At 68.8% G+C, this 20,599-nt stretch carries 17 protein-coding genes; 13 read left to right on the forward strand and 4 right to left on the reverse strand.

All coding sequences use genetic code 11. From position 1 onward, the window contains the following. Positions 1-21: 21 nt before the first annotated feature. From rfbB to M2351_RS27130, 12 genes are all read left to right on the forward strand, one after another. A complete protein-coding gene (rfbB, locus tag M2351_RS27075; RefSeq protein ID WP_264659157.1) occupies positions 22-1,077 on the forward strand; it encodes a dTDP-glucose 4,6-dehydratase in 1,056 nt (351 codons plus the stop codon). Beyond that, positions 1,074-1,973 (forward strand): dTDP-4-dehydrorhamnose reductase, encoded by a 900-nt coding sequence (rfbD, locus tag M2351_RS27080; RefSeq protein ID WP_264659158.1) that lies wholly within the window; start codon positions 1,074-1,076, stop codon positions 1,971-1,973. The genes rfbB and rfbD overlap by 4 nt, the downstream gene beginning before the upstream one ends. A gap of 27 nt (positions 1,974-2,000) precedes the next feature. Further along, positions 2,001-2,864 (forward strand): glucose-1-phosphate thymidylyltransferase RfbA, encoded by an 864-nt coding sequence (gene rfbA / locus M2351_RS27085; protein WP_264659159.1) that lies wholly within the window; start codon positions 2,001-2,003, stop codon positions 2,862-2,864. A gap of 309 nt (positions 2,865-3,173) precedes the next feature. After that, complete coding sequence (locus tag M2351_RS27090; RefSeq protein ID WP_264659160.1) at positions 3,174-5,891, forward strand: glycosyltransferase; 2,718 nt, start codon at positions 3,174-3,176, stop codon at positions 5,889-5,891. A gap of 29 nt (positions 5,892-5,920) precedes the next feature. Continuing rightward, positions 5,921-7,807, forward strand: coding sequence for a glycosyltransferase (locus tag M2351_RS27095; RefSeq protein WP_264659161.1), 1,887 nt, complete (start codon positions 5,921-5,923; stop codon positions 7,805-7,807). Between the two features lie 46 nt (positions 7,808-7,853). Beyond that, the gene (gene wecB, locus M2351_RS27100) at positions 7,854-8,960 is read left to right on the forward strand and encodes a non-hydrolyzing UDP-N-acetylglucosamine 2-epimerase (RefSeq protein ID WP_264659162.1); all 1,107 of its coding nucleotides are present in this window, start codon (positions 7,854-7,856) and stop codon (positions 8,958-8,960) included. 34 nt (positions 8,961-8,994) lie between these two features. Next, complete coding sequence (locus M2351_RS27105; RefSeq protein ID WP_264659163.1) at positions 8,995-9,939, forward strand: class I SAM-dependent methyltransferase; 945 nt, start codon at positions 8,995-8,997, stop codon at positions 9,937-9,939. A 33-nt stretch (positions 9,940-9,972) separates the two neighbouring features. Further along, positions 9,973-10,371, forward strand: a complete 399-nt coding sequence (locus tag M2351_RS27110; RefSeq protein WP_264659164.1) for a GtrA family protein — start codon at positions 9,973-9,975, stop codon at positions 10,369-10,371. Next, positions 10,343-11,686 (forward strand): NAD-dependent epimerase/dehydratase family protein, encoded by a 1,344-nt coding sequence (locus tag M2351_RS27115; protein ID WP_264659165.1) that lies wholly within the window; start codon positions 10,343-10,345, stop codon positions 11,684-11,686. The genes M2351_RS27110 and M2351_RS27115 overlap by 29 nt, the downstream gene beginning before the upstream one ends. Further along, positions 11,676-13,352 carry a GMC family oxidoreductase gene (locus M2351_RS27120; protein WP_264659166.1) on the forward strand — a complete coding sequence of 559 codons (1,677 nt, stop codon included), beginning with the start codon at positions 11,676-11,678 and terminating at the stop codon, positions 13,350-13,352. Before M2351_RS27115 ends, M2351_RS27120 begins: the two co-directional genes overlap by 11 nt. Before the next feature lie 317 nt (positions 13,353-13,669). After that, positions 13,670-13,879: a hypothetical protein gene (locus tag M2351_RS27125; protein ID WP_319801937.1), complete on the forward strand. Its 210-nt coding sequence runs from the start codon at positions 13,670-13,672 to the stop codon at positions 13,877-13,879. Between the two features lie 60 nt (positions 13,880-13,939). Next, complete coding sequence (locus tag M2351_RS27130) at positions 13,940-14,116, forward strand: hypothetical protein (protein ID WP_264659167.1); 177 nt, start codon at positions 13,940-13,942, stop codon at positions 14,114-14,116. A gap of 24 nt (positions 14,117-14,140) precedes the next feature. Here the strand turns inward: M2351_RS27130 and M2351_RS27135 are convergent, their stop codons facing one another. The 4 genes from M2351_RS27135 to M2351_RS27150 all read right to left on the reverse strand — a co-directional run bounded on the left by M2351_RS27135 (position 14,141) and on the right by M2351_RS27150 (position 19,255). Continuing rightward, entirely contained in the window at positions 14,141-14,929 is a 789-nt protein-coding gene (locus M2351_RS27135; RefSeq protein WP_264659168.1) for a class I SAM-dependent methyltransferase, read from the reverse strand. Between the two features lie 93 nt (positions 14,930-15,022). Further along, on the reverse strand, positions 15,023-17,578 hold the full coding sequence (locus tag M2351_RS27140) for a glycosyltransferase family 39 protein (protein WP_264659169.1): 2,556 nt from the start codon (positions 17,576-17,578) through the stop codon (positions 15,023-15,025). A 110-nt stretch (positions 17,579-17,688) separates the two neighbouring features. Beyond that, positions 17,689-19,083, reverse strand: a complete 1,395-nt coding sequence (locus M2351_RS27145; protein ID WP_264659170.1) for an ABC transporter ATP-binding protein — start codon at positions 19,081-19,083, stop codon at positions 17,689-17,691. After that, positions 19,073-19,255, reverse strand: coding sequence for a hypothetical protein (locus M2351_RS27150; RefSeq protein ID WP_264659171.1), 183 nt, complete (start codon positions 19,253-19,255; stop codon positions 19,073-19,075). Before M2351_RS27150 ends, M2351_RS27145 begins: the two co-directional genes overlap by 11 nt. A 247-nt stretch (positions 19,256-19,502) precedes the next feature. Between M2351_RS27150 and M2351_RS27155 the strand changes: the two genes are divergently transcribed. Further along, a complete protein-coding gene (locus tag M2351_RS27155; RefSeq protein ID WP_264659172.1) occupies positions 19,503-20,561 on the forward strand; it encodes a glycosyltransferase family 2 protein in 1,059 nt (352 codons plus the stop codon). Positions 20,562-20,599: the final 38 nt, after the last annotated feature.

Here is a 20,599-nt window from a genome sequence, read left to right on the forward strand (position 1 = left end):
GCAAAGGGGGCAGGTGTTTTGATGAAGCGTATCCTCGTCACGGGTGGGGCCGGGTTCATTGGCTCGGCCGTCGTCCGCCAACTCCTGGCCGAGACCGACGCCTTCGTCGTCAACGTCGACAAGCTGACCTACGCCGCCAACCTGTCCTCGCTGCCGGGGGCGGCCGACAACCCGCGCTACGCGTTCGAGAAGGTCGACATCTGCGACGGCGAGGAGCTGCGCCGCGTCTTCGCGCAGCACCGGCCGGACGCCGTCATGCACCTGGCCGCGGAGTCCCACGTGGACCGCTCCATCGACGGGCCGGGCGAGTTCATCCAGACCAACGTCGTGGGCACCTTCCGCCTGCTCGAGGCGGCGCGCGGCTACTGGATGGGGCTGCCGGCCGACGAGCGCGCGGCCTTCCGCTTCCACCACATCTCCACCGACGAGGTGTTCGGCACGCTGGGCGACGAGGGCTTCTTCACCGAGACAACGGCCTACAGCCCGAACTCGCCCTACTCGGCCAGCAAGGCGTCCTCCGACCATCTCGTCCGGGCGTGGCACGAGACCTACGGCTTGCCCGTGGTCCTGACCAATTGCTCGAACAACTACGGCCCCTACCATTTCCCGGAGAAGCTGATCCCGCTGATGATCCTGAAGGGTCTGAAGGGGGAGCCGCTGCCGGTCTACGGCAAGGGCGACAACGTCCGTGACTGGCTCTACGTCGAGGACCACGCCCGCGCCCTGCGGCTGGTGCTTGAGAAGGGCGTGATCGGCGAGAGCTACAACGTCGGCGGCTACAACGAGCGCACCAACCTGGACGTGGTGCGGACGCTGTGCGCGCTGCTGGACGAGCTGGCCCCGGCCGGCGCGCCGCACGACCGGCTGATCACCTTCGTCGCCGACCGCCCGGGCCACGACAAGCGCTACGCCATCGACGCCTCCAAGATCACCCGCGAGCTGGGCTGGACGCCGCAGGAGACCTTCGAGACCGGCCTGCGCAAGACGGTGGAATGGTACCTGGAGAACCGGTCCTGGTGGGAAGCCATCCTGAACGGCTCCTACCGCGGCGAGCGCCTGGGGCTCGACGCGGCATGAAGATCCTGATCCTCGGCACCAGCGGGCAGGTCGGCACCGAGCTGATGCGGGCCGCTTGGCCGCAGGGCACGGAGCTGGTCGGGCTGGCCCGGCCGGACGTCGACATGGCCCGGCTGGAGACGGTGGAGGCCGCGGTGGCGGAGCACGCCCCCGACCTCGTCGTCAACGCCACCGCCTACACCGCCGTGGACAAGGCCGAGAGCGATCGCGACGCGGCCTTCGCCGTCAACCGCGACGGCCCGGCCCGGCTGGCCGCGGCCTGCGCCGCGCGCGGCGTGCCGCTGATCCACATCTCCACCGACTACGTGTTCGACGGCACCAAGCCGGCGCCCTACACGGAAGACGACCCGGTCGCCCCGCTCGGCGCTTACGGCGCCAGCAAGGAGGCCGGCGAGGCGGCGGTGCGCGCCGCGCTGCCGCAGCACGTCATCCTGCGCACCTCCTGGGTCTACGCCGCGCACGGGGCCAACTTCGTCAAGACCATGCTGCGCTTCGGGCGCGAGCGCGACGAGATGCGCGTGGTCGCCGACCAGCACGGCGCGCCGACGGCGGCGGCCGACATCGCCGCCGCGATCGTGGCCATCGCCGGGCGGATCGCCGCGGGCAGGAACGAAGGGGCCGACGTGCCCTGGGGCACCTACCACTTCACCGGAACGGGCGAGACGACCTGGCACGGTTTTGCCGAGCGCATCTTCCAGCGGCTGGAGGCGGCCACCGGCCGGCGCCCGCGCCTGCAGGCCATCACCACGGCCGACTACCCCACCCCCGCCCGCCGCCCGGCCAATTCCCGGCTGGACTGCGCGCGCATCCGGACCGCGTTCGGCATCGAGGCCCCGCGCTGGGAAGACAGCCTGGACCGTGTGCTCGACGTGTTGCTTTCCTCCCCGGCATCCTAAGAAGACTTCACGACAGGCGGCGCGATCATGAAGGGCATCATCCTGGCCGGCGGGTCCGGCACCCGGCTTTATCCGGTGACGCGGGCGGTCAGCAAGCAGCTCCTGCCGATCTACGACAAGCCGATGATCTACTTCCCGCTCAGCACGCTGATGCTGGCGGGGATTCAGGACATCCTGATCATCACCACGCCGCACGACCAGGCGCTGTTCCAGACCGTGCTCGGCGACGGGTCGCAGTGGGGCATCAACCTGAGCTACGCGGTGCAGCCCTCCCCCGACGGGCTGGCGCAGGCCTTCATCATCGGCCGCGCGTTCGTCGGCAACGACAGCTGCGCGCTCGTGCTGGGCGACAACATCTTCTACGGCCACGGCCTGACCAACCTGCTGCGCGCCGCCGGCGAAAACACCCAGGGCGCCCGCGTCTTCGCCTACGGCGTCCGCGACCCGGAACGCTACGGCGTGGTCGAGTTCGACGAGCAGGGCCGCGCGCTCAGCATCGAGGAGAAACCGGTCAACCCGCGGTCCAAGTGGGCGGTCACCGGGCTGTACTTCTACGACAACGACGTTCTGGACATCGCCGCGGCGGTGAAGCCGTCGCCGCGCGGCGAGCTGGAGATCACCTCGGTCAACGCCGCCTACCTGGAGGCCGGCCGGCTGTCGGTCGAGCAGATGGGCCGCGGCTACGGCTGGTTCGACACCGGCACGCACGACAGCCTGCTGGAAGCGGCGGAGTTCGTCCGCACCATCCAGCACCGCCAGGGCCTGCAGATCGCCTGCCCGGAGGAGATCGCCTTCATCTCCGGCTGGATCGACGCCGATCAGGTGCGCCGCCTCGCCGAGCCGCTGAAGAAGAACGAGTACGGCCGTTACCTGCTGAGCCTGACCGAATAGGAACGGCGCGGGCTTCCGCGCCATCCCCGCCCTCTTCCCCATCCCCGCTCCCACCCCGGCCCAGGATCCGGCACGGCTTCCGGCCCATGACGAAAGCGTTTGGTGGAATCCATCGGGCGCCTTCGGTAAAAGCGTGTCGGCGCATGGCACCGCCATGGGGGAGAGGGGCATGCGGGCCGCCGATCGCGCAAGCGATCCATGCGCCGGCCGCAGGACGCCCGCGGGCGTCTTTTCTTTCCAAGCCTTTCCCCGTGGCACGGCGTCCGGTGGTCGGTTTGAAACGTCGCAACAGAACGGAACGTTGACTCTATGCGCGCTCTGCTTCCTTCCTGGCTGGGCCGGTCCGCGGTCGTCGCCTCCGCCGCCGGAACGGGCAAGACCAAGGAGACGCCCGGGATCGCGGCTCTGTTCGACGTGGACTTCTACCGGGCGTCCAATCCCGACGTCGCCGCGGCGGGCACGGATCCCCTGGAGCATTACCGGCTGTTCGGCTGGAGGGAGAACCGCAACCCGCACCCGCTGTTCGACCTCGCCTTCTACCGGGGCGCCAACCCGGATGTCGCCGCAGCGGACGCGGATCCCCTGGAGCATTACCTGACCTCCGGCTGGAAGGAAGGGCGCAACCCGCACCCGCTGTTCGACGTCGCCTTCTACCGGGAGTCCAACCCGGACGTGGCCGCGGCCGACGTCGAGCCGTTCGGCCATTACCTGACCTCCGGCTGGAAGGAAGGGCGCGACCCGCACCCGCTGTTCAGCGTCCGCTTCTACCAGGACAGCAACCCGGACGTGGCCGCCGCCGGCGTCGAGCCGCTCGGCCATTACCTGGCGTCCGGCTGGAAGGAAGGGCGCGACCCGCACCCGCTGTTCGAGACGGACGTCTACCGGGGGGCCAACCCGGACGTGGCGGCGGAAGGCGTCAACCCGCTCGTCCATTACGCCTTCTTCGGCCGCCGCGAGGAGCGGACGGCGACCCGCATCGCCCCGGTCGCCGGCTTCTCCGACCGGGAGACCGCCGCCGACCTCCTGCCCTTCGCGCTGCCGCGCCCGGCCGCGCCGGAGGTGTCGGTCCCCGAGGTGTCGGTCATCGTGCCCGTCCACGGCAAGCTGGACCTGACCGTGCGCTGCCTGCACGCGCTGAGCCGCCACCGGTCCCGGCACGGGTTCGAGGTGGTGGTGGTCGACGACGGCTCCGACGCGGAGACCCGGGACGGGCTGGCGCGGATCGACGGCCTGGTCCTGCACCGGAACGAGCAGGCGGGCGGCTTCATCGAGGCCTGCAACCGCGGGGCGGAGCTGGCCTCCGGGCGCTACCTGCTGTTCCTGAACAACGACACGGTGGTGCTGGACGGCTGGCTGGACGAACTGGTCGACGCCTTCGCGGTCCTGCCCCAGGCCGGCGCCGTCGGGTCGGCGCTGATCTATCCCTCGGGCCGCCTGCAGGAGGCCGGCGCCGTCGTCTGGCGCGACGGCACCGCCGCCAACCTGGGCCGCAACCGGGACCCGCAGAACCCGGCCTTTTGCCACGCGCGGGAGGTCGACTACTGCTCGGGGGCCAGCCTGATGGTGCCCGCCGACCTGTTCCGGCGGCTGGGCGGCTTCGACCGACGCTACGCCCCGGCCTACTACGAGGACAGCGACCTCTGCCTGCGCATCCGCGAGGCCGGGTTCCGTGTCTACTGCCAGCCGCTGTCGGCCGTCGTCCACATCGAGGGCGGGACCGCGGGCACCGACCCGTCGCAGGGGATGAAGCGGTTCCAGGCCGTCAACCGCGCGACCTTCGCCGAGCGGTGGGCGCCGCTGCTGGCCACCCTGCCGGCTTCGCACCCCATCGACGCCCACCGCCTGAAGCGCCCCGGGCAGCGCCGCGTGCTGGTCATCGACCACGACCTGCCCCACCCCAACGCCGACGCCGGCTCCGTCGTCACCATGGAGATGATCCGGCTGTTCCAGCGTCTCGGCTACGCGGTGGTCTTCGCGGCGGTCCGCATGCCGCAGGGCCGCGGCGACGACGTCCGCGCGCTGGAGCGCCTGGGCGTGGAAGTGGTGCGCGCGCCCTACTTCACCTCCGCGGCCGACTATGTCGAAGGTTACGGCGACTCCTGCGACCTGGTCTTCATGGTGCGCTACGTGGTCGCGGCGATGATCCTGCCGCACATCGGCCGGCTCGCCGTGCGGCCGAAGACGATCCTCCTGAACGCTGACCTGCACTACCTGCGGGCCGAGCGCCAGGCGGCGCTCTACAACGACGCGGCTCTCGCCGTGGCGGCCGTGGAGGAGAAGGCGGCCGAGCTGGCGACCTTGCGCGCCGTGGACGCGACCATCACCCACAGCGACGTGGAGCGCGAGATCCTGCGCGTCGAGGCGCCGGGCACGCTGGTCGAGGTGCTGCCCTGGATCGCCCGCCCGGTCGAGGACGCCCCCGGCCCGGCCGGCCGCCGGGACATCCTGTTCGTGGGCGGCTTCGGCCACGCCCCGAACGTGGACGCGATGGTCGCCTTCGTGGTCAACCTGTGGCCGCGCCTGCGCGCCCGCCTGCCCGGGGCGCGGCTGCGCATCGCCGGCAGCCACGCCGGGGCCGCGGTTCACGCGCTGAAGCAGGAGGACGTGCTGGTGCTCGGCCATGTCGAGGACCTGCGGGCGGAGATGGACCGCGCGCGCGTCTCGATCGCGCCGCTGCGCTGGGGCGCCGGGCTGAAGGGCAAGGTGGCGACGGCCATGGCCTTCGGCCTGCCCTCCGTCATCAGCCCGATCGCCGCGGAAAGCATGGGGCTGGTCGACGGCCGCGACGCGCTGATCGCGGAACTGGACGACGCCTTCGTGGAGGCCGTCGCGCGGCTCTACGAGGACGACGCGCTGTGGACGGACGTGGCGCGCAACGGCCGGGACTTCGTGGCCCGGCACTGGTCGCCGGAGCGGGGGCTCGCCACGCTGCGCCACCTCATGACGCGGGCCAAGATTCCGCCCACCCACACGATCAGCGACCAGATCGAAGCCATGGCCCGTCAGCGCGCCGGGGCCGACCGATGAAGCCGAGCCAGCAGATGAGCCCGAGCCCGATGCCTCCGTACGACGTCTTCGTGTTCCCCGTCATCGACTGGACCTTCCGGCACCAGCGGCCGCAGCAGCTCGCCCTGGAACTGGCCCGCCGCGGGCACCGCATCTTCTATCTGACGGTGGACTTCGCGCCGGCCGACACCGCGCGCCCCTATCTTTTCTGGGACCAGCCGGAGGAGAACGTCTTCGTCGTGCAGCTCCGCTGCCCCGGCGAGCCGCCGTCGATCTACAAGCAGATGCCGACGCCGGAGCAGACCGCGGCCCTGCTCGACGCCATCGACGCGCTGCGCCGCAACTGCGGCGTCGGCACGACGGTGTCCATCGTGGACCTGCCCTTCTGGCGGCCGATCGCCATGGCGATGCAGGGCAACCTCGTCGTCTACGACTGCATGGACTACCATCCGGGCTTCCTCAACAACGACGCCTCCATGCTGGTCGAGGAGGACCGGCTGATCCACGAGGCGGACCTCGTGCTGACCACCGCGGCGGGGCTGTCGGAGATCGTCGGGCGCCTGCGCGAGAACGCGCTGATCCGCAACGCCTGCGACGTGACCCATTTCCTGCGCCGGCCGGGCCGCCCCGTGCGCCGGCTGAGCGAGCGGCCGGTCGTCGGCTATTTCGGGGCGATCGACCACTGGTTCGACGTGGACCTGCTGGTGGCCTCCGCCCGTGCTTACCCGGACTGGGACTTCGTGCTGATCGGCAATTCCCACGGCTCCGACATCTCCCCGGCGCGGGCGCTGTCCAACGTCCGGTTCCTGGGGGAGATCCCCTACGCCGTCCTGCCGGAATACGCGCACGGCTTCGACGTCTGCATCATCCCCTTCCTGATCACCGAGCTGACGCTGAACACCAACCCGGTGAAGATGTACGAGTACCTCGCCACCGGGCGGCCGATGGTCGGGACGGCGATGCCGGAGATCCGGATCGACCGCGACGGGCTGGTCTTCGTCGGCGAGGATCATCAGGACTTCATCGCCAAGCTGGGCCAGGCCATGGCGGTGCACGACGATCCCCGGCTGGTCGAGGAGCGCGTCGCCTACGCCACGGCGCAGACCTGGTCGGCCCGCATCGCCCAGTTCGACGAGGCGCTCGCCCCCTTCTTCCCGAAGGTCAGCGCCGTCGTTCTGGTCTACAACGGGCTGGAGCTGACCCGCCGCTGCCTGGACAGCATCGCGGCCAACAGCCACTACCCCAACCTGGAACTGATCCTGGTCGACAACGCCTCGCCCGAGACCGAGGTGCGCGACCTTCTCGTCGACTTCGCCAAGGACCGGCCCTGGGTCAAGCTGGTGCTGAACGAGCGCAACCTCGGCTTCTCCGGCGGCAACAACGCGGGGCTGCGCGTCGCCACCGGCGATTACCTGGTCCTGCTCAACAACGACACCCAGGTCACGCGCGGCTGGATCTTCGACCTGCTGCGGCACTTCCGCCGCGACTCGGCGATCGGCATGGTCGGGCCGGTGACGAACAACATCGGCAACGAGGCGAAGATCGAGCTGTCCTACGACGGCCACGAGGCGATGTGCGCCGCCTCGCGCCCCTATGTGGAGGCCCGGCGCGGCCGGACCTTGCCCTCCGACACGGTGGCCTTCTTCTGCGTGATGTTCAGCCGCGCGGTGTTCGAGGCGGTCGGCGAGCTTGACGAGATCTTCGGCATCGGCATGTTCGAGGACGACGACTATTGCCGCCGGACGCGCGATGCCGGCTTCAAGGTGGTGATCGCGGACGACGTCTTCGTCCACCACGAGCTGTCGGCCAGCCTCAACGCCCTGGGGCTGGAGCGGCGGCAGAAGCTGTTCGAGGAGAACAAGCGCCTCTACGAACAGAAGTGGGGCGCCTGGGTCCCGCACAAGTACCGCGAACCCGAAACCCCGCAATCCGTCTGAGCCGTCCCAGACCTTGCCCCAGCCTTTCCCGGATCGAAGCGACCCCATGACCAAGACCATCCTCTGCATCGTCGGCACCCGGCCGGAAGCCATCAAGATGGCGCCCGTGATCCTTGCGCTGCGCCGGGAGCCCTGGGCCAAGGTGGTGGTGGTCGCGACCGCCCAGCACCGGGAACTGGCCGACGAGGTGCTGAGCCTGTTCGGGATCGAGCCCGACGTCGATCTCGATCTGATGCAGCCCAACCAGAAGCTGGCCGACCTGACGGCCCGCGCCCTGGTGGGGCTGGACCGGGTGATCGGCGACACGTCCCCGGACATGGTGATCGCCCAGGGCGACACGACGTCGGTGATGGCCGCGGCGACCGCCTGCTTCTACCGCCAGGTGCCCTTCCTGCACGTCGAGGCGGGGCTGCGCAGCTTCGACATGCAGAATCCCTTCCCGGAGGAGTTCAACCGGATCGTCGCCAGCCGGATCGCCACGCTGCACTTCGCCCCGACGGCGAGCGCGCGCCGGCACCTGCTGGACGAGAAGGTGCCCGATGGCGACATCGTCGTCACCGGCAACACCGTGATCGACGCGCTGCACATGGTGGCGGCCCAGGACCTGCCCCTGCCCGTCGACATCGACCCCGGCCGCCGGCTGGTGCTGGTGACGGTCCACCGCCGCGAGAATTTCGGCGAGCCGATCCAGGGCATCTGCCGGGCGATCCGCACACTGGTCGAAGAGCACGACGACATCGAGGTGCTGTGGCCGGTCCACCCCAACCCGAACGTGACGGGCGTCGCGCACGAGACGCTCGGCTCCAACCCGCGCATCCACCTCGTCAAGCCGCAGCCCTACGGCGGGTTCGTCGCGGCCATGAAGCGGGCCCACCTCATCCTCAGCGATTCCGGCGGCGTGCAGGAGGAGGCGCCGGCCCTGGCGCGCCCGGTCCTGGTCCTGCGGCGCGAGACGGAGCGGCCGGAGGCGATCGAGGCCGGCGTGGTCCGGCTGATCGGCACCGACGCCGACGTCATCCTCCGGCACGGCCGGGAGCTGCTGCGCGACTCCAATGCCTACCGCCGCATGGCCCGGGGCGAGTCCCCATATGGGGACGGGCACGCCAGCGAGCGCATCGTGGACGCCATCAAGGCCCGCTTCCTGGCGCTCTGAGCGGCCCGACCGGCACCGTCATCTGAGGAACAGCATGTCTCATCCCGTCTCCAGCGCCGTCGCGGACCTGCTTGGCCGGTCGTCGATCTACCGGACGCCCGGCTGGCTGCCGGAAAGCACATGGCACATGCACATCCCCTTCGCCTTCCTGCTGATGGACCTGCTGCGCCCCGGCCGGCTGGTCGAGTTGGGAACGCAGAAGGGCGCTTCCTACTGCGCCTTCTGCGAGGGGGCGGCAGCCTTCGGCACCGGCACCCGCCTGTCCGCGGTCGACCATTGGGACGGCGACCACCAGACCGGCGCCTACGCCCGCGACACTTACGACGTCCTGCGGGCGCACCACGACCCGCTCTACGGCGGCTTCTCGACCTTGCTGCGGGAGTCCTTTGACGACGCGCGCCCGCGCTTCGAGGACGGCTCAGTCGACCTGCTGCACATCGACGGTCTGCACACCTACGAGGCGGTGCGTCACGACTTCGAGACTTGGCTGCCGAAGGTCAGCCGGTCCGGCGTCATCCTGATGCACGACACCGAGGTGCGCACCGGCGATTTCGGTGTCTGGCGCTTTTGGGAGGAGGTGCAGGCCCGCTATCCCACCCTGAACTTCCCCTTCGGCTACGGCCTGGGCGTCGTCGCGGTCGGCGAGGCGGTGCCAGACGCCCTGCTCGCGCTCTGCCGTCTGCCGGGGGCGGACAAGGCGGCACTCTACGCCTTGTTCGAGGCGCTCGGCGACCGCGTCCGGCTGCTCCACGAATTCCAGGAAGCCAACCGCCACGCCGCGACCTACCTGGAGCAGGGGCTGCAGATGCAGAAGGTCTATGAAGGCTACAAGACCTCCGCAGCGGAGCAGATCGACCTAGCCATGGCCCAGTACCAAGCCGTGTTCGCACAAGCGACCGCCCTCCAGGGTGAGGTGGCCGCGCTGATCGGGGAGCGGGACGCCCTGCTGGCCGAACGTGCGGCCAAGAAGTCGCTGTGAGAAGCACCGGTATGGAACGTTGAGGAGCCTGCCATGCTGATGGCCCTGGCGCGCTACAACCTGGTCCAGGTTCTTGCCTACGGCTTGGATTATGGCGTCTTCTGGCTGGTCCTGGCGCTCGCTCCGGGTCAGCTCGTCACGGCGAACATGGCCTCCAAGCTTGCGGCCGGCATCTTCGCCTTCGTCCTGCACAAATACGTCACGTTCCAAAAGCGCGGCACCCAGCGTATCATCAAGGAGCTGGCCCTGTACTTCGCGCTTCTGGGGCTCAACACTGCAACGGCGACGGCCCTTCTGGGCGTTTTGACGGCGTTCCTGCCGCCCCTGGCCGCAAAGCCGGTCGCCGATGTGCTGTGCATGGCCGTGACCTTCGTCCTCACCAAGGTTTTCGTGTTCAAAGATCATGGCCCTGTCGTCAGCATCCGGGAATGAGCCGGAAAACGGCCACCTTCTGGTGACGGGCGCGGCCGGTTATATCGGCCGTGTCCTGGTCGCCCGCGCGCTCGCCGCCGGCTGGCGCGTCACGGCGCTGTCGCGCACGGCGCCGGGCGGGGCGGCGGGACGGCGCTGCCGTTTCATCCCCTACGATCTGGCGCGGCCGATCGACGCGGCGGCCCTGGACGGGGCCGGCAAGGTGGATGCGGTCGTCCATCTGGCGGCGGACACCCGGATCGACGAGCAGGGTCCCGGGCTTTCCGAGGAGGACGAGGTCGCGGCGGCCCGCGCCCTGCTGGCGGTCGCGTCAGCCGGGGGTGCGCGTTTCATCTTCGTGTCCAGCCAGTCTGCCGGTGCGGGCGCGGAGACGCGCTACAGCCGCGTGAAGCGGCGCATCGAGGAAGTGGTCACCGGCGCCGGCGGTTATGTCGTCCGCCCCGGCATGGTCTACGGTGGCCCGCAGGCGGCTGGCCTCTTCGGGATCCTGTGCGGGCTGGTTGCGCGGTCTCCGGTCATCCCGGCGCTTCGCCCAGCGCCGCAGGTCCAGCCCATTCACGTCGCCGACCTGTGCGACGGGATGCTGACGTTGGCCGGGGTGTCGGCTCCGCCGCCCGGGCGCTATGACATCGCCGATCCCGACCCAGTTCCGTTCGACCGTTTCCTGGCCGCCATCGCCCGGCATCGGGTGAGGCGGTCACCCCTGCTCGTGCCGGTGCCCTACGCGCTCCTGGTGGCCGCGGCCCGCATCGCGGCGCGCGTGCCCTTCCTGCCCACGCTCGATTTGGGCCGGGTTGAGGCGTTGCGGCGTCTGCCCGCCATGGACACCCGACCATCCATGGTGGCGCTCGGCCTGATCCCCCGCCCGCTGGCCGACGGCATGCGCCCGAGCGGGCGTTCCCGCCGCCGCCTCGCTGCCGAAGGGGCCGCCCTGTTCCGATACCTTGGCGCCGCCGCACCGGGGAAGGGGCTGGTGCGCCGTTATGTCCGGGCCATCGAGTCGGTGGACGACGGCGTCCCCTTGGGCCTGCCGGCGCCCATGCTCGCAATGCCGGCCCTGCTGCGGCCCATTGACGCCTTTCCTGGCGCGACCGGCTGGCTTCGGCTCCGCCTGAACATGGCGGCCACCCTGCTGGAGGCCACGCCCGCGGGCGACGCGCTGTTCGTGGCCCGACGCCCACGGGGCATCCTCCCGACCGCGATCGACATCGGCCTCACGCTGGTCGCGGACGGTCTGGCCCTGGTCCTTTCTCCTCTCGCGAAATGGGTCTGGGCGAAACGGGCCGGCCCGGATGGAACGCATCGTGTGCGCTGATCGTACCCTCATCTCCCTTCCGGACGGAGTCTCGGCCGACATCGTCGTCATCGGCGCCGGGCCGGCCGGCGTGGCGGCGGCGTGCGCCGGCCTAGACGCCGGCTTGTCGGTTGTCCTGGTGGATGGCGGCGGGCCGGGGATCGAAGCCGTTCCCGACCGTGGGCTGGTTGAGGTCCGGAGCCGCGATCCCGAACAGTGGCGCGTCCTGGTCGGTACCGACTTCCACGCCTTGCGGGGAGACGGCGCGGCAACGCCGAAACTGCGCGCGCCGACGAACCGCCATGTCTTCGCCGGCTATGCCGACGCCTATGGGCTGCGCGAGGACGATTTCCTTGCCCTGGGGTCGCTGTCCGGCGGCGGATTGTCGAACGCTTGGGGTGCCGGCGTCGCCTGCTACGACGCGGACGACCTCGCCGGATTTCCCGTCGCCTTGGCCGAACTGGAGCCCTCCTTCCGCACCGTCGCGGCCCGTATCGGGATCAGCGGCTGCGTCGAGCCGGACGATGCGATGGCGGCTTTCTTCGGCACGGCCGTGGATGTACAGCCGGCGCCGGACCTGAACGAGAACGCACGCCGGCTGTTGGCTCGCTATGGCCGCCGGCCGCCACCCGGCCTGCGCCTGGGGCGGTCGCGCAACGCGATTCTGACGCGGGACCACGCCGGGCGGCAGGGCTGCAACCGGTGCGGCTGGTGTCTCTGGGGCTGCGGCCGGAAGTCCATCTACTCGGCGCGCTATGACCTGGAGCGTCTTCATGGGAGAGCCGGCTTCCGCTACATCGGGGACGCCTTCATCGAGCGTGTGCTGCCCCGGTCGGAGGATGACGGGATGTGCCGGGCGGTCGGGCGGGTGCGCTCGACGGGCTCTGCGCTGGTCGTGCGTGGCGCGCGCATCCTGGTCGCCGGCGGCGCGATCGGTACGGGACGGATCGTCCATGACTCGCTGGGGCGGCGCGGCCGCCCGATTCCGCTGCTGACGACCCCGGCGGTCGGCTTCGCCCTCTGGATGCCGGAGCGGTTCGGCGCCGCCGCCGAGCCCCAGCCCTTCGGCTTGGCCCAGCTCTCCTTCCGGTTGACCGATCCTGAACGGGCCGATGGCTACGTGTTCGGGAACATCTTTGGCACCGACGCCCTGCCCGCTTCGGAACTGGTGCGCCACGTGCCGCTGTCGCGCCCAGCCGCGATCCGGCTCATCCGCGGGCTGATGCCGTCCCTTCTGGTCGCTAACCTCTTCATGCCCTCCGACCACGGGGCGCATCGGCTGGAGATCCGGGCCGACGGGGGGATCGACGTTGTCGGCCGCTACGACGAGGACGGTTTCCCGGCGAAGCTGGCGCGTGTCCGCAAGGGCTTGGCCCGGGCGTTCCGGCGCTGTGGGGCGGTGATGCTGCCGGGCAGCTACAAGCCCACGATTCCCGGAGCGGACGTGCATTACGGCGGAACCGTTCCGATGCGCAGCGCCCCGCAGGTCGGCGAAGCTTGGCCCGACGGGCGCGTCGAAGGGTTGCCGGGCGTGCACGTCGTCGACGCGGCGGCCTTCCCCCGGCTGCCGGCTAAGCCGCACACCTTCACGATGATGGCCAACGCGGACCGCATCACCCGCCTAGTCGCCCGATCCCTGGCGAACGGGGATGCGTCCCGGCCGGCATCGCCCGCGCCGATCCTGTAACGCGAACGACGTTCCCGCCGGGGTGTCTCATCGGCAGCTTTGATGGGTAACGGAGCAAGAAGGCTTCTGGAAAACGAGAACTTTATGGGTAGTTCTCGCATGAACATGCAATTTTCAGGGGTGCTGAGAACCACAAGGTGACTGTAAGGAGTGGTGGACGGCCTATTTGGTGAGGTCCGTGGGGAACGACTCCCTGACCGGCGGGGCAGGCAACGACACCTTCCGCCTGTCCACAACCTCCGGGCGCCCCTACACCGCAGATTGCGGACTTTACCGTCGGCGACCGCATCGACCTGTCGAGGCTGGGCGCAACCTTCATCGACGATGGCAACGATCTGCTCGGTGGCGGGGGCGGCGACGACCTGGTCAGCGGGGACGCCGGGAACGATGTCCTGGTCGGGGAGGACGGCAATGACACGGTCATTGGGGGCCTCGGCGACGATCGTGTCTTCGGAATGGGCGGGGCCGACCTCCTGACCGGCGATGCGGGCAACGACACGCTGTTCGGTGGGGCTGGCGACGACTGACTGATCGGCGGGGCCGGGCGCGACCTGTTCGTCATCACGTCCGGCAGCGGCAACGACACCGTGTTCGGGTTCAACCCGGATGAGGACCGGCTGGTCCTCTCGGTCCCCGGCCTCACCGTCGAGCAGGTGATCGCGAGCGCACGGGCGGTCGGCGGCAGCACGGTGCTGACGCTCTCGGACAAGAGCACCGTCACCATGGTCGGCGTGAGCGGCGTCACGGGTGCTTGGTTCGGCTGACCGTGGTCAGGTCGTTTCAGCGGTTCACGCCCGGCGCCGCAGGACGACGATGTGGTGGAGCGCCAGGATCGGGAGGATGGGGCGGATGAGCCGCTCCACCGCCTTGATGGCGGGAACGCCGGCGTCCGGCACGAGCTGCCGGAAGTTCAGCCCGCCCGACAGCAGGTAGCGCAGCAGATTGCCCAGCGGCTCTTCGTGGACGATCTCCAGGCCTGGAAAGCTGCCTTCGAAGGCCGCCCGGTCCCGGACGAAAACGATGTGGCTGAGGGCTTGGTTGGCGCCGTTCATCGGGCCTTCGCTCGGCGCCTCCCAGCCCGGCATGGCCTTGTCGAAGCCTTCTGAGGCGAACAGGCGCTTGTAGAGCTGGCTGGCGACCGGACCGTAGTAGGGCTCGATCAGAATGACGCCGCCGCCCGGTGCCACCACCCGCTCCACCTCGGCGAAGAACCGGCGGGGCTCCGGGAAATGGTGGAAGCAGTTCTGTCCATACAGCGCACGCACGCTGTTGTCCGGCAGGTCCATGGCCTGCGCGTCGAGAACGCGGTCGAGGTAGGGCGCGTCCACCACGTCGGTGGCCAGGACATCCGGGTAGCTGTCCCGCACCGGCGCGACCCCGGCCCCGATCTCGACGCGTAGGCCGTCCGTCGTGCCGAAATAACGCTCGTCCAGCGTCCGGAACAGGTGATGGAACTCGGTAAAAACCTCCCGCAGCATCGGTTTACGCGCCAGGACGGCGGCGTGGCGGACGATACGGTCGTCGGAATCGACGTTGATGTCGGCGACATCCGGCAGAGCGAGCAGTCGGGTGAGCATGGCGGAACTCGGCAGGATGGATTCGCGGAAAACGTGCCTCCGGTGCAGATTAGCCGTCCTTGCGGACGGATCGCAATCCGCACCGAGGGACCTTTATGGGCGCATGAACGCGAGCCGTCGAAGGGAGACCGGCCTGATCGGATCGCCATTGAAGAACACGAAGGCTGTGCGCGCTGCCGCAGGGGCGGCCAAGCTGACCGTGCTGGTCTTAGCCTCCGGTCCCGTGCAGTCGTCCGGACGAATGAACACGTCGATGATCCGTCCCGAGGCGTCGAGCCAGTTGACTTGCAGGCGGGCCGTTGCCGGTTCGCCCGCGCAGGCGAATGTTGCCGCGTAGACTAGGGTTTCCCCAGACTCCACAGGCGTTGCCTGAGCGATGATCCCTCCGGGAGGAACGACGAGGGGTCCCGGTCCCACCGGCCCGGCGAAGCCGGCGTTGTCCCATTGCGCCAAGCCTTCAGCGAAATCGGAGTTGGCCAGCAGGTTGAGGCCACCCTCCATCGTGATGGAGACGCCATACAATACGGCGTCCCCGACCTTCGCCACAGGTGTGCCGGTCTTCTGGAGCAGCCGAGCGACCGGTGTGTCTGGGGGCACGGCGCCCGGCCTCCAGAAAACGTGGGTGATCCCGTTCCGGTGGAGGGCCGCAGCCGCCTTTTCGACGGTGTTGGCGAACGCCAATTCCAGGCTGACCTTTGGGTTGTACCAGTTTCCGTAAACGGGCGTGCCGGCCAGACCCGCCCCCACCGGCTGGCCAAGGATCAGGACGCGCGCCTCGGGGCCAGCCAGAGCGTTCACCGCCTTGATCAGGCCGCGATAGGGAACGCGGCCTTCGACGAAGGACTCGCGATCCCGAGCGGTGACGACGATGTTGGTATCGAAGCTGGACAGGATCCAGCCGGCCGACGGCAGAAAGGCGATGCCCGATCCGATGATGAGGGAGCCGAGAGCCAGTGAGCCGAAGGTCAGGTCGGATCGCGGTCTTGCTGGAGTTGTGTGCCTGCCTTTGTTGTCGAACGGGCGTTCAAAGGCACGAAGTCCGCTGGCGCACGCCACGAGAATCAGTGGAAGGGCCGGGTAGAAATAACGGAGATACTGGGTGACCGGGGCCAGCAGCACTGCATAGCCGAGCCCCGCGGCCGCAGCGGTCAGCGCCATGCGGTCGCGCCGCGCGGCCGCGACGGCGAGGCCCGGCAGCAGCAGCCCGAGCACCGCGAAGCCGAGCGCGCCGTCGTGGCCTTCCATGAAGCGGCTGGAGTGGAAGGTCCACAGATAGGGTAGGAATGGGGACAGCTTGCCGGTCCAGTTTGTGTCGGCGAAGTTCGCCGTGCTGTCGAAGAGTGGCGATTTGAAGACGGCGTTGAACCAGGGAAAAATCGGGTTTCCGGTCACCAAGTAGGCGTGCAGATACGGCTGGCAGGCTAGCAGTGCGGTGAGGACGGCCGACACCGCCAGGATCGTCAGGGCGCGCCGGGGCGCGTGGCTGCGCAGCAGCACCGCCGTGAAGATCAGCCCGAAGGCCAGGATGAAGAAGGCGGCGTGCAGCTTCACCAAGGCGCCGCCGGCGAGCAGGACCGCGACGGCCGCACCGTCGCGTAGCCCCAAATCCCGGTGGGACCGCACGAGCAGGAGCGTGGCGGCCAGGAAGAAGACCGCCAGGGCGTTTTCGGCGAACAGGCTGGCGGTCTCGATGAAGGCCAGCGGCGTGCTCACCAGGAGGGCCGCCGCAAGAAAGCCGCATGCCCGGCCATGCCGCCACGCGACCGCGTTGCCGAGCAGGCCGCAGAGCAGGGCCAGAAGAGCGAAGTTCGCGAGCTTGGCGCCACTCTCCCCGGCAAGGATGTAGCACACCGCGAAGAGCCAGTTGGCGCCTTGCGGCCAGACCGCGTTGATGAGCTGGGCCGGATCCGGGGTCCAGGCGCCATGCTGGGCCATGGTCGTAGCGACCAGCAGGTGAACGCCGAGGGCGTCATGGTATTGTTCGGGCAGGGCCGCGTACACGCTCTGGGTGGCGAGCGCGAAGACCAGCAGCGCGCAGGCTGCGTATTCGCGCAGGCCCATGCTTCCGGACCGCGCCAGCCACGAGGCCGCGCCCGCCGCATAAAGCCGGAGCCGGCGCCGCCCTGCCAGCAGCAGCAGGCCTAGGGCCGCGGCATAACTGGCCGTGGTGTGGACCGGCAGGGCCGCCACGAGCCCGATGACAAGCATAAGTAAGGCCAGCCCGACGCAGGTCGCCAACAGGCCGGCAGTCGCCAAGCCGAAGCGTGCGCGCCAGAGCGGACCGAACAGGAGGTCGCCCACCGTCAGGCAGGCGAGCCCGACGATTGTGACCGATGCCACGGGGCCGACGCCGAAGGCCGCCACGAGCCACAGCCCCCCGGCCGCGCCGATGGCAAGCAGCCGGCGCGGTGCTCCCGCGCAGGCGGCACCGGCGGCGACAATCCCAGACAAGCCGGCAAAGATCAGGAAACGCGTCAGTCCGGCGTCGCTCCAGAACGAGCGGGGGGTGAGACCGGTCTGGAGAAATCCGTAGACCAGCAGGCCGAGGCTCAGGGCGGCGATGCCCGCCGTTCCCACCCCGATCATCTGCCCCGCCATCCGGTTGCGCAGGGCGGGGGCGTGCGTGTCGGCGTCGTTGGTGATCATCATGCCGGCGTTCCGTGGAGTGGCCAGTGGGGCGGCTCAGGGGATGGAGGCGAGACGGTCCGCCGGGCGTCAGGTCCGAGCGGCGATGCGCCCGATGCCTGTCTCCGCCCCGCTCACGGGACATGCCCCGGCTGGCGCGCGCTTTCCACCTCGAGCGCGATGTCGAGCATGGGAATGCCGACGAGACCGCGGGCGACGTGGCTGGAGTGGACGCGGAAGAACAGCGCGTCGTCCACCCAGTGATGCTGGACGTGGTCGTGCTGCGTGCCCTCGGCGATGGCGGCCACGACCGCGAAGTCGCCGACCGGCAGATAAGGCATCTGGAAGCGGAAGCTTGCCGAGAACTCCTGCCCCGGCTCCACTATCAGCGGGCGGTCGCTGTAGGAGAGATAGGTGTTGTCCCCGAACAGGTTCTGCCCCAGCCGGTCCTTGATGTAGAAGCCGATGATCGGACCGTGGATCGGCTTTTCCGCCCGGCAGACGACCTTCAGGACAACCTGTTCCCCGCCATCCAGCGAAGGCAGGAGGTTTCCGGCCAAATCCAGGAGATGGACGCCGACGATCCGGGCTCCCTGCACGCCGTACCAGGGGCTCGCGTCGTTGAACTCAAAGATTTCGATGCTGTTGCGATGCTGGGAGGACTTCAGAAGCTCGTCGCGCGGGTCCTGGACCGGCGTCGTGGCGGCCGGCGCCGCGCGGCTGCCGCCGATGCGGAAGCTGTTGGAGGTGTCGCGTTCGCTGTGCAGGTCGGCGATGTAGTGGTAGCAGACATCCTTGGCCGCGCCGACCTCGCGCACCTCGCCGTTCTCCAGCCACACGGCGCGGTCGCACAGACTGACCACCTGGGACGTGTCGTGCGACACGAAGAACAGCGTGCCGGTTTCCCGGAACTTGTGGATGAAGCGCATGCATTTCTGCGTGAAGGCGGCGTCGCCGACGGCGAGGATTTCGTCGACGATCATGATGTCGGCGTCGACGTGCGCCGCCACGGCGAAGGCAAGCCGCGCGTACATGCCGCTGGAGTAGAGCTTCACCGGCTGTTCGATGAAATCTCCGATGCCGGCGAAGGCGGCGATCGAGTCATAGCGCTCGTTGATCTGCTCGTTGGACAGGCCGAGCACGGAGGCGGCGAGATAAACGTTCTCGCGGCCGGAGAATTCCGGATTGAAGCCGGCGCCCAGCTCCAGTAGGGCCGCGATCCGCCCGTTGACGGTGATCGAGCCATGGGTCGGCGTCAAGGTGCCGCACACGAGTTGCAGGAAGGTCGACTTGCCCGAACCGTTGCGGCCGATGACCCCGATCGTCTCGCCCCTGGTCACGGTCAGGTCGATGTTCCGCAGCGCCCAGTATTCATCGTAATACTTGCGCCGCCCGCGGCAGATCATCTGCTTCAGGCGGTCCTGCGGCTTGCGGAAGATGGGGTAGGCCTTGCCGAGGCCAACGGCCTGGATGGCGATCTCGGGGGCGGTTTCGGGAGTGGCCCCGGGAATGTTGGTCTCAGGCGGCATCGGCGAAACCCTCGCGCGTCTTCAGGAAACGGGTGCCGTCGATCCGCTGGCCGCCGGTCCGGGAAACATGCGCCCACCGCAGCTTGGCTTGCCATTCCTGGCTCTGGGCTTGGGCGAACGCACCGATGTCATGGCCGGCTGCCGTGGCTTCCAATGATTGTCCGCTCAACAAGGTCGAGAAATCCTCATGCCGCACCGGGCGTGCGGGCGCGGCACTCTACTGCGCGGCCCTTGCGATGACAACCACTACCAGCCCACGGGCAGGCGCTGGACGGCCCAGAAGCGACGGACCAGAAGCCCTACGGTTTGCATTTGGGGAGAGGGCTCGCTATAGATGCGCTCGGATCGAAGGAATTTGTTCGATCGCGAAAAGCGCCGGATGCCGGTGTAGGTCCACTTGGATTGTGGGAACTTTGACCATGACTGCGATGCCGAAGCCCATGGAGCAAGGTGGAGACTTTGCCGTCGCCGTGGTTATTCCCTGTTATCGGGTGAAGCGCCACATCTTGTCGGTGATCGAGCGCATCGGGCCCGAGGTCCGGGCGATCTATGTCGTCGACGACAAGTGCCCCGACCAGTCCGGCCAGTTTGTCCTTGACACCTGTAAGGATCCCCGTGTCCGCGTCCTCTTCCACCCCGTCAACCAAGGTGTCGGGGGAGCGGTCATCACCGGCTACGAGGCGGCGATCGCCGACGGGGCCGACGCCATCGTGAAGGTGGACGGTGACGGGCAGATGGACCCGGCGCTGATCCCCCTGTTCGTCGCTCCCATTCTCGACGGCACGGCCGATTACACGAAGGGCAACCGCTTCTTCGACCTGACCAACATCTCGAGCATGCCGCCCGTCCGGATTTTCGGCAACGCCGTGCTCTCCTTCATGTCGAAGCTGTCGAGCGGCTATTGGGACATCTTCGACCCGACCAACGGCTACACGGCCATCCACGCGCGGGTTGCCGGCATTCTGCCCCTGTCGAAGATCAGCCGGCGCTATTTCTTCGAGTCCGACATGCTGTTCCGGCTGAACACGGTGCGGGCCCGTGTCGTCGATGTGCCGATGGACGCCGTCTACGGCGACGAGGAAAGCAACCTCAAAATCAAAAAGATTCTGCGCGAGTTCCTGACCAACCATCTCCGGAACATCATCAAGAGGGTCTTCTACAATTATTTCCTGAGAAATTTCACGGTTGCGTCCATCGAGCTGCTGCTCGGGCTCGCTCTGCTGGTGTCCGGTACGGTCTTCGGCGGGCTGTCGTGGATCCGCTCGGCGTCCGCGGGGGTGGAGACCACCGCCGGGACCGTCATGTTGGCGTCCCTGCCGATCATCGTCGGGCTGCAATTCCTGCTGGCGTTCGTGTCCTACGACATCGCCTCCATGCCCGCGCGCGCCCTGCATCCGATGCTGGCCCTCCGCAACCGCGTCCGCCAGAAAATGACAAGCCAGCCATCGGCTGAGAGCTTGGAGACCTCATCCCTCTGAACATGGGCCTTTGAGAGCGGGGGGCAGTGCCCCCCGCA

This window comes from Azospirillum canadense (assembly GCF_025961225.1).
GTDB classification, from domain to species: Bacteria; Pseudomonadota; Alphaproteobacteria; order Azospirillales; family Azospirillaceae; genus Azospirillum; species Azospirillum canadense.

Coding starts and splice junctions, on each gene's coding strand:
- M2351_RS27155 (WP_264659172.1), top strand. CDS start 19,503: ATGACTGCGATGCCGAAGCCCATGGAGCAAGGTGGAGACTTTGCCGTC.
- wecB (WP_264659162.1), top strand. CDS start 7,854: ATGACCAAGACCATCCTCTGCATCGTCGGCACCCGGCCGGAAGCCATC.
- M2351_RS27095 (WP_264659161.1), top strand. CDS start 5,921: ATGCCTCCGTACGACGTCTTCGTGTTCCCCGTCATCGACTGGACCTTC.
- M2351_RS27105 (WP_264659163.1), top strand. CDS start 8,995: ATGTCTCATCCCGTCTCCAGCGCCGTCGCGGACCTGCTTGGCCGGTCG.
- M2351_RS27110 (WP_264659164.1), top strand. CDS start 9,973: ATGCTGATGGCCCTGGCGCGCTACAACCTGGTCCAGGTTCTTGCCTAC.
- rfbD (WP_264659158.1), top strand. CDS start 1,074: ATGAAGATCCTGATCCTCGGCACCAGCGGGCAGGTCGGCACCGAGCTG.
- M2351_RS27140 (WP_264659169.1), bottom strand. CDS start 17,578: ATGATGATCACCAACGACGCCGACACGCACGCCCCCGCCCTGCGCAAC.
- M2351_RS27090 (WP_264659160.1), top strand. CDS start 3,174: ATGCGCGCTCTGCTTCCTTCCTGGCTGGGCCGGTCCGCGGTCGTCGCC.
- rfbB (WP_264659157.1), top strand. CDS start 22: ATGAAGCGTATCCTCGTCACGGGTGGGGCCGGGTTCATTGGCTCGGCC.
- M2351_RS27135 (WP_264659168.1), bottom strand. CDS start 14,929: ATGCTCACCCGACTGCTCGCTCTGCCGGATGTCGCCGACATCAACGTC.
- M2351_RS27115 (WP_264659165.1), top strand. CDS start 10,343: ATGGCCCTGTCGTCAGCATCCGGGAATGAGCCGGAAAACGGCCACCTT.
- M2351_RS27145 (WP_264659170.1), bottom strand. CDS start 19,083: ATGCCGCCTGAGACCAACATTCCCGGGGCCACTCCCGAAACCGCCCCC.
- rfbA (WP_264659159.1), top strand. CDS start 2,001: ATGAAGGGCATCATCCTGGCCGGCGGGTCCGGCACCCGGCTTTATCCG.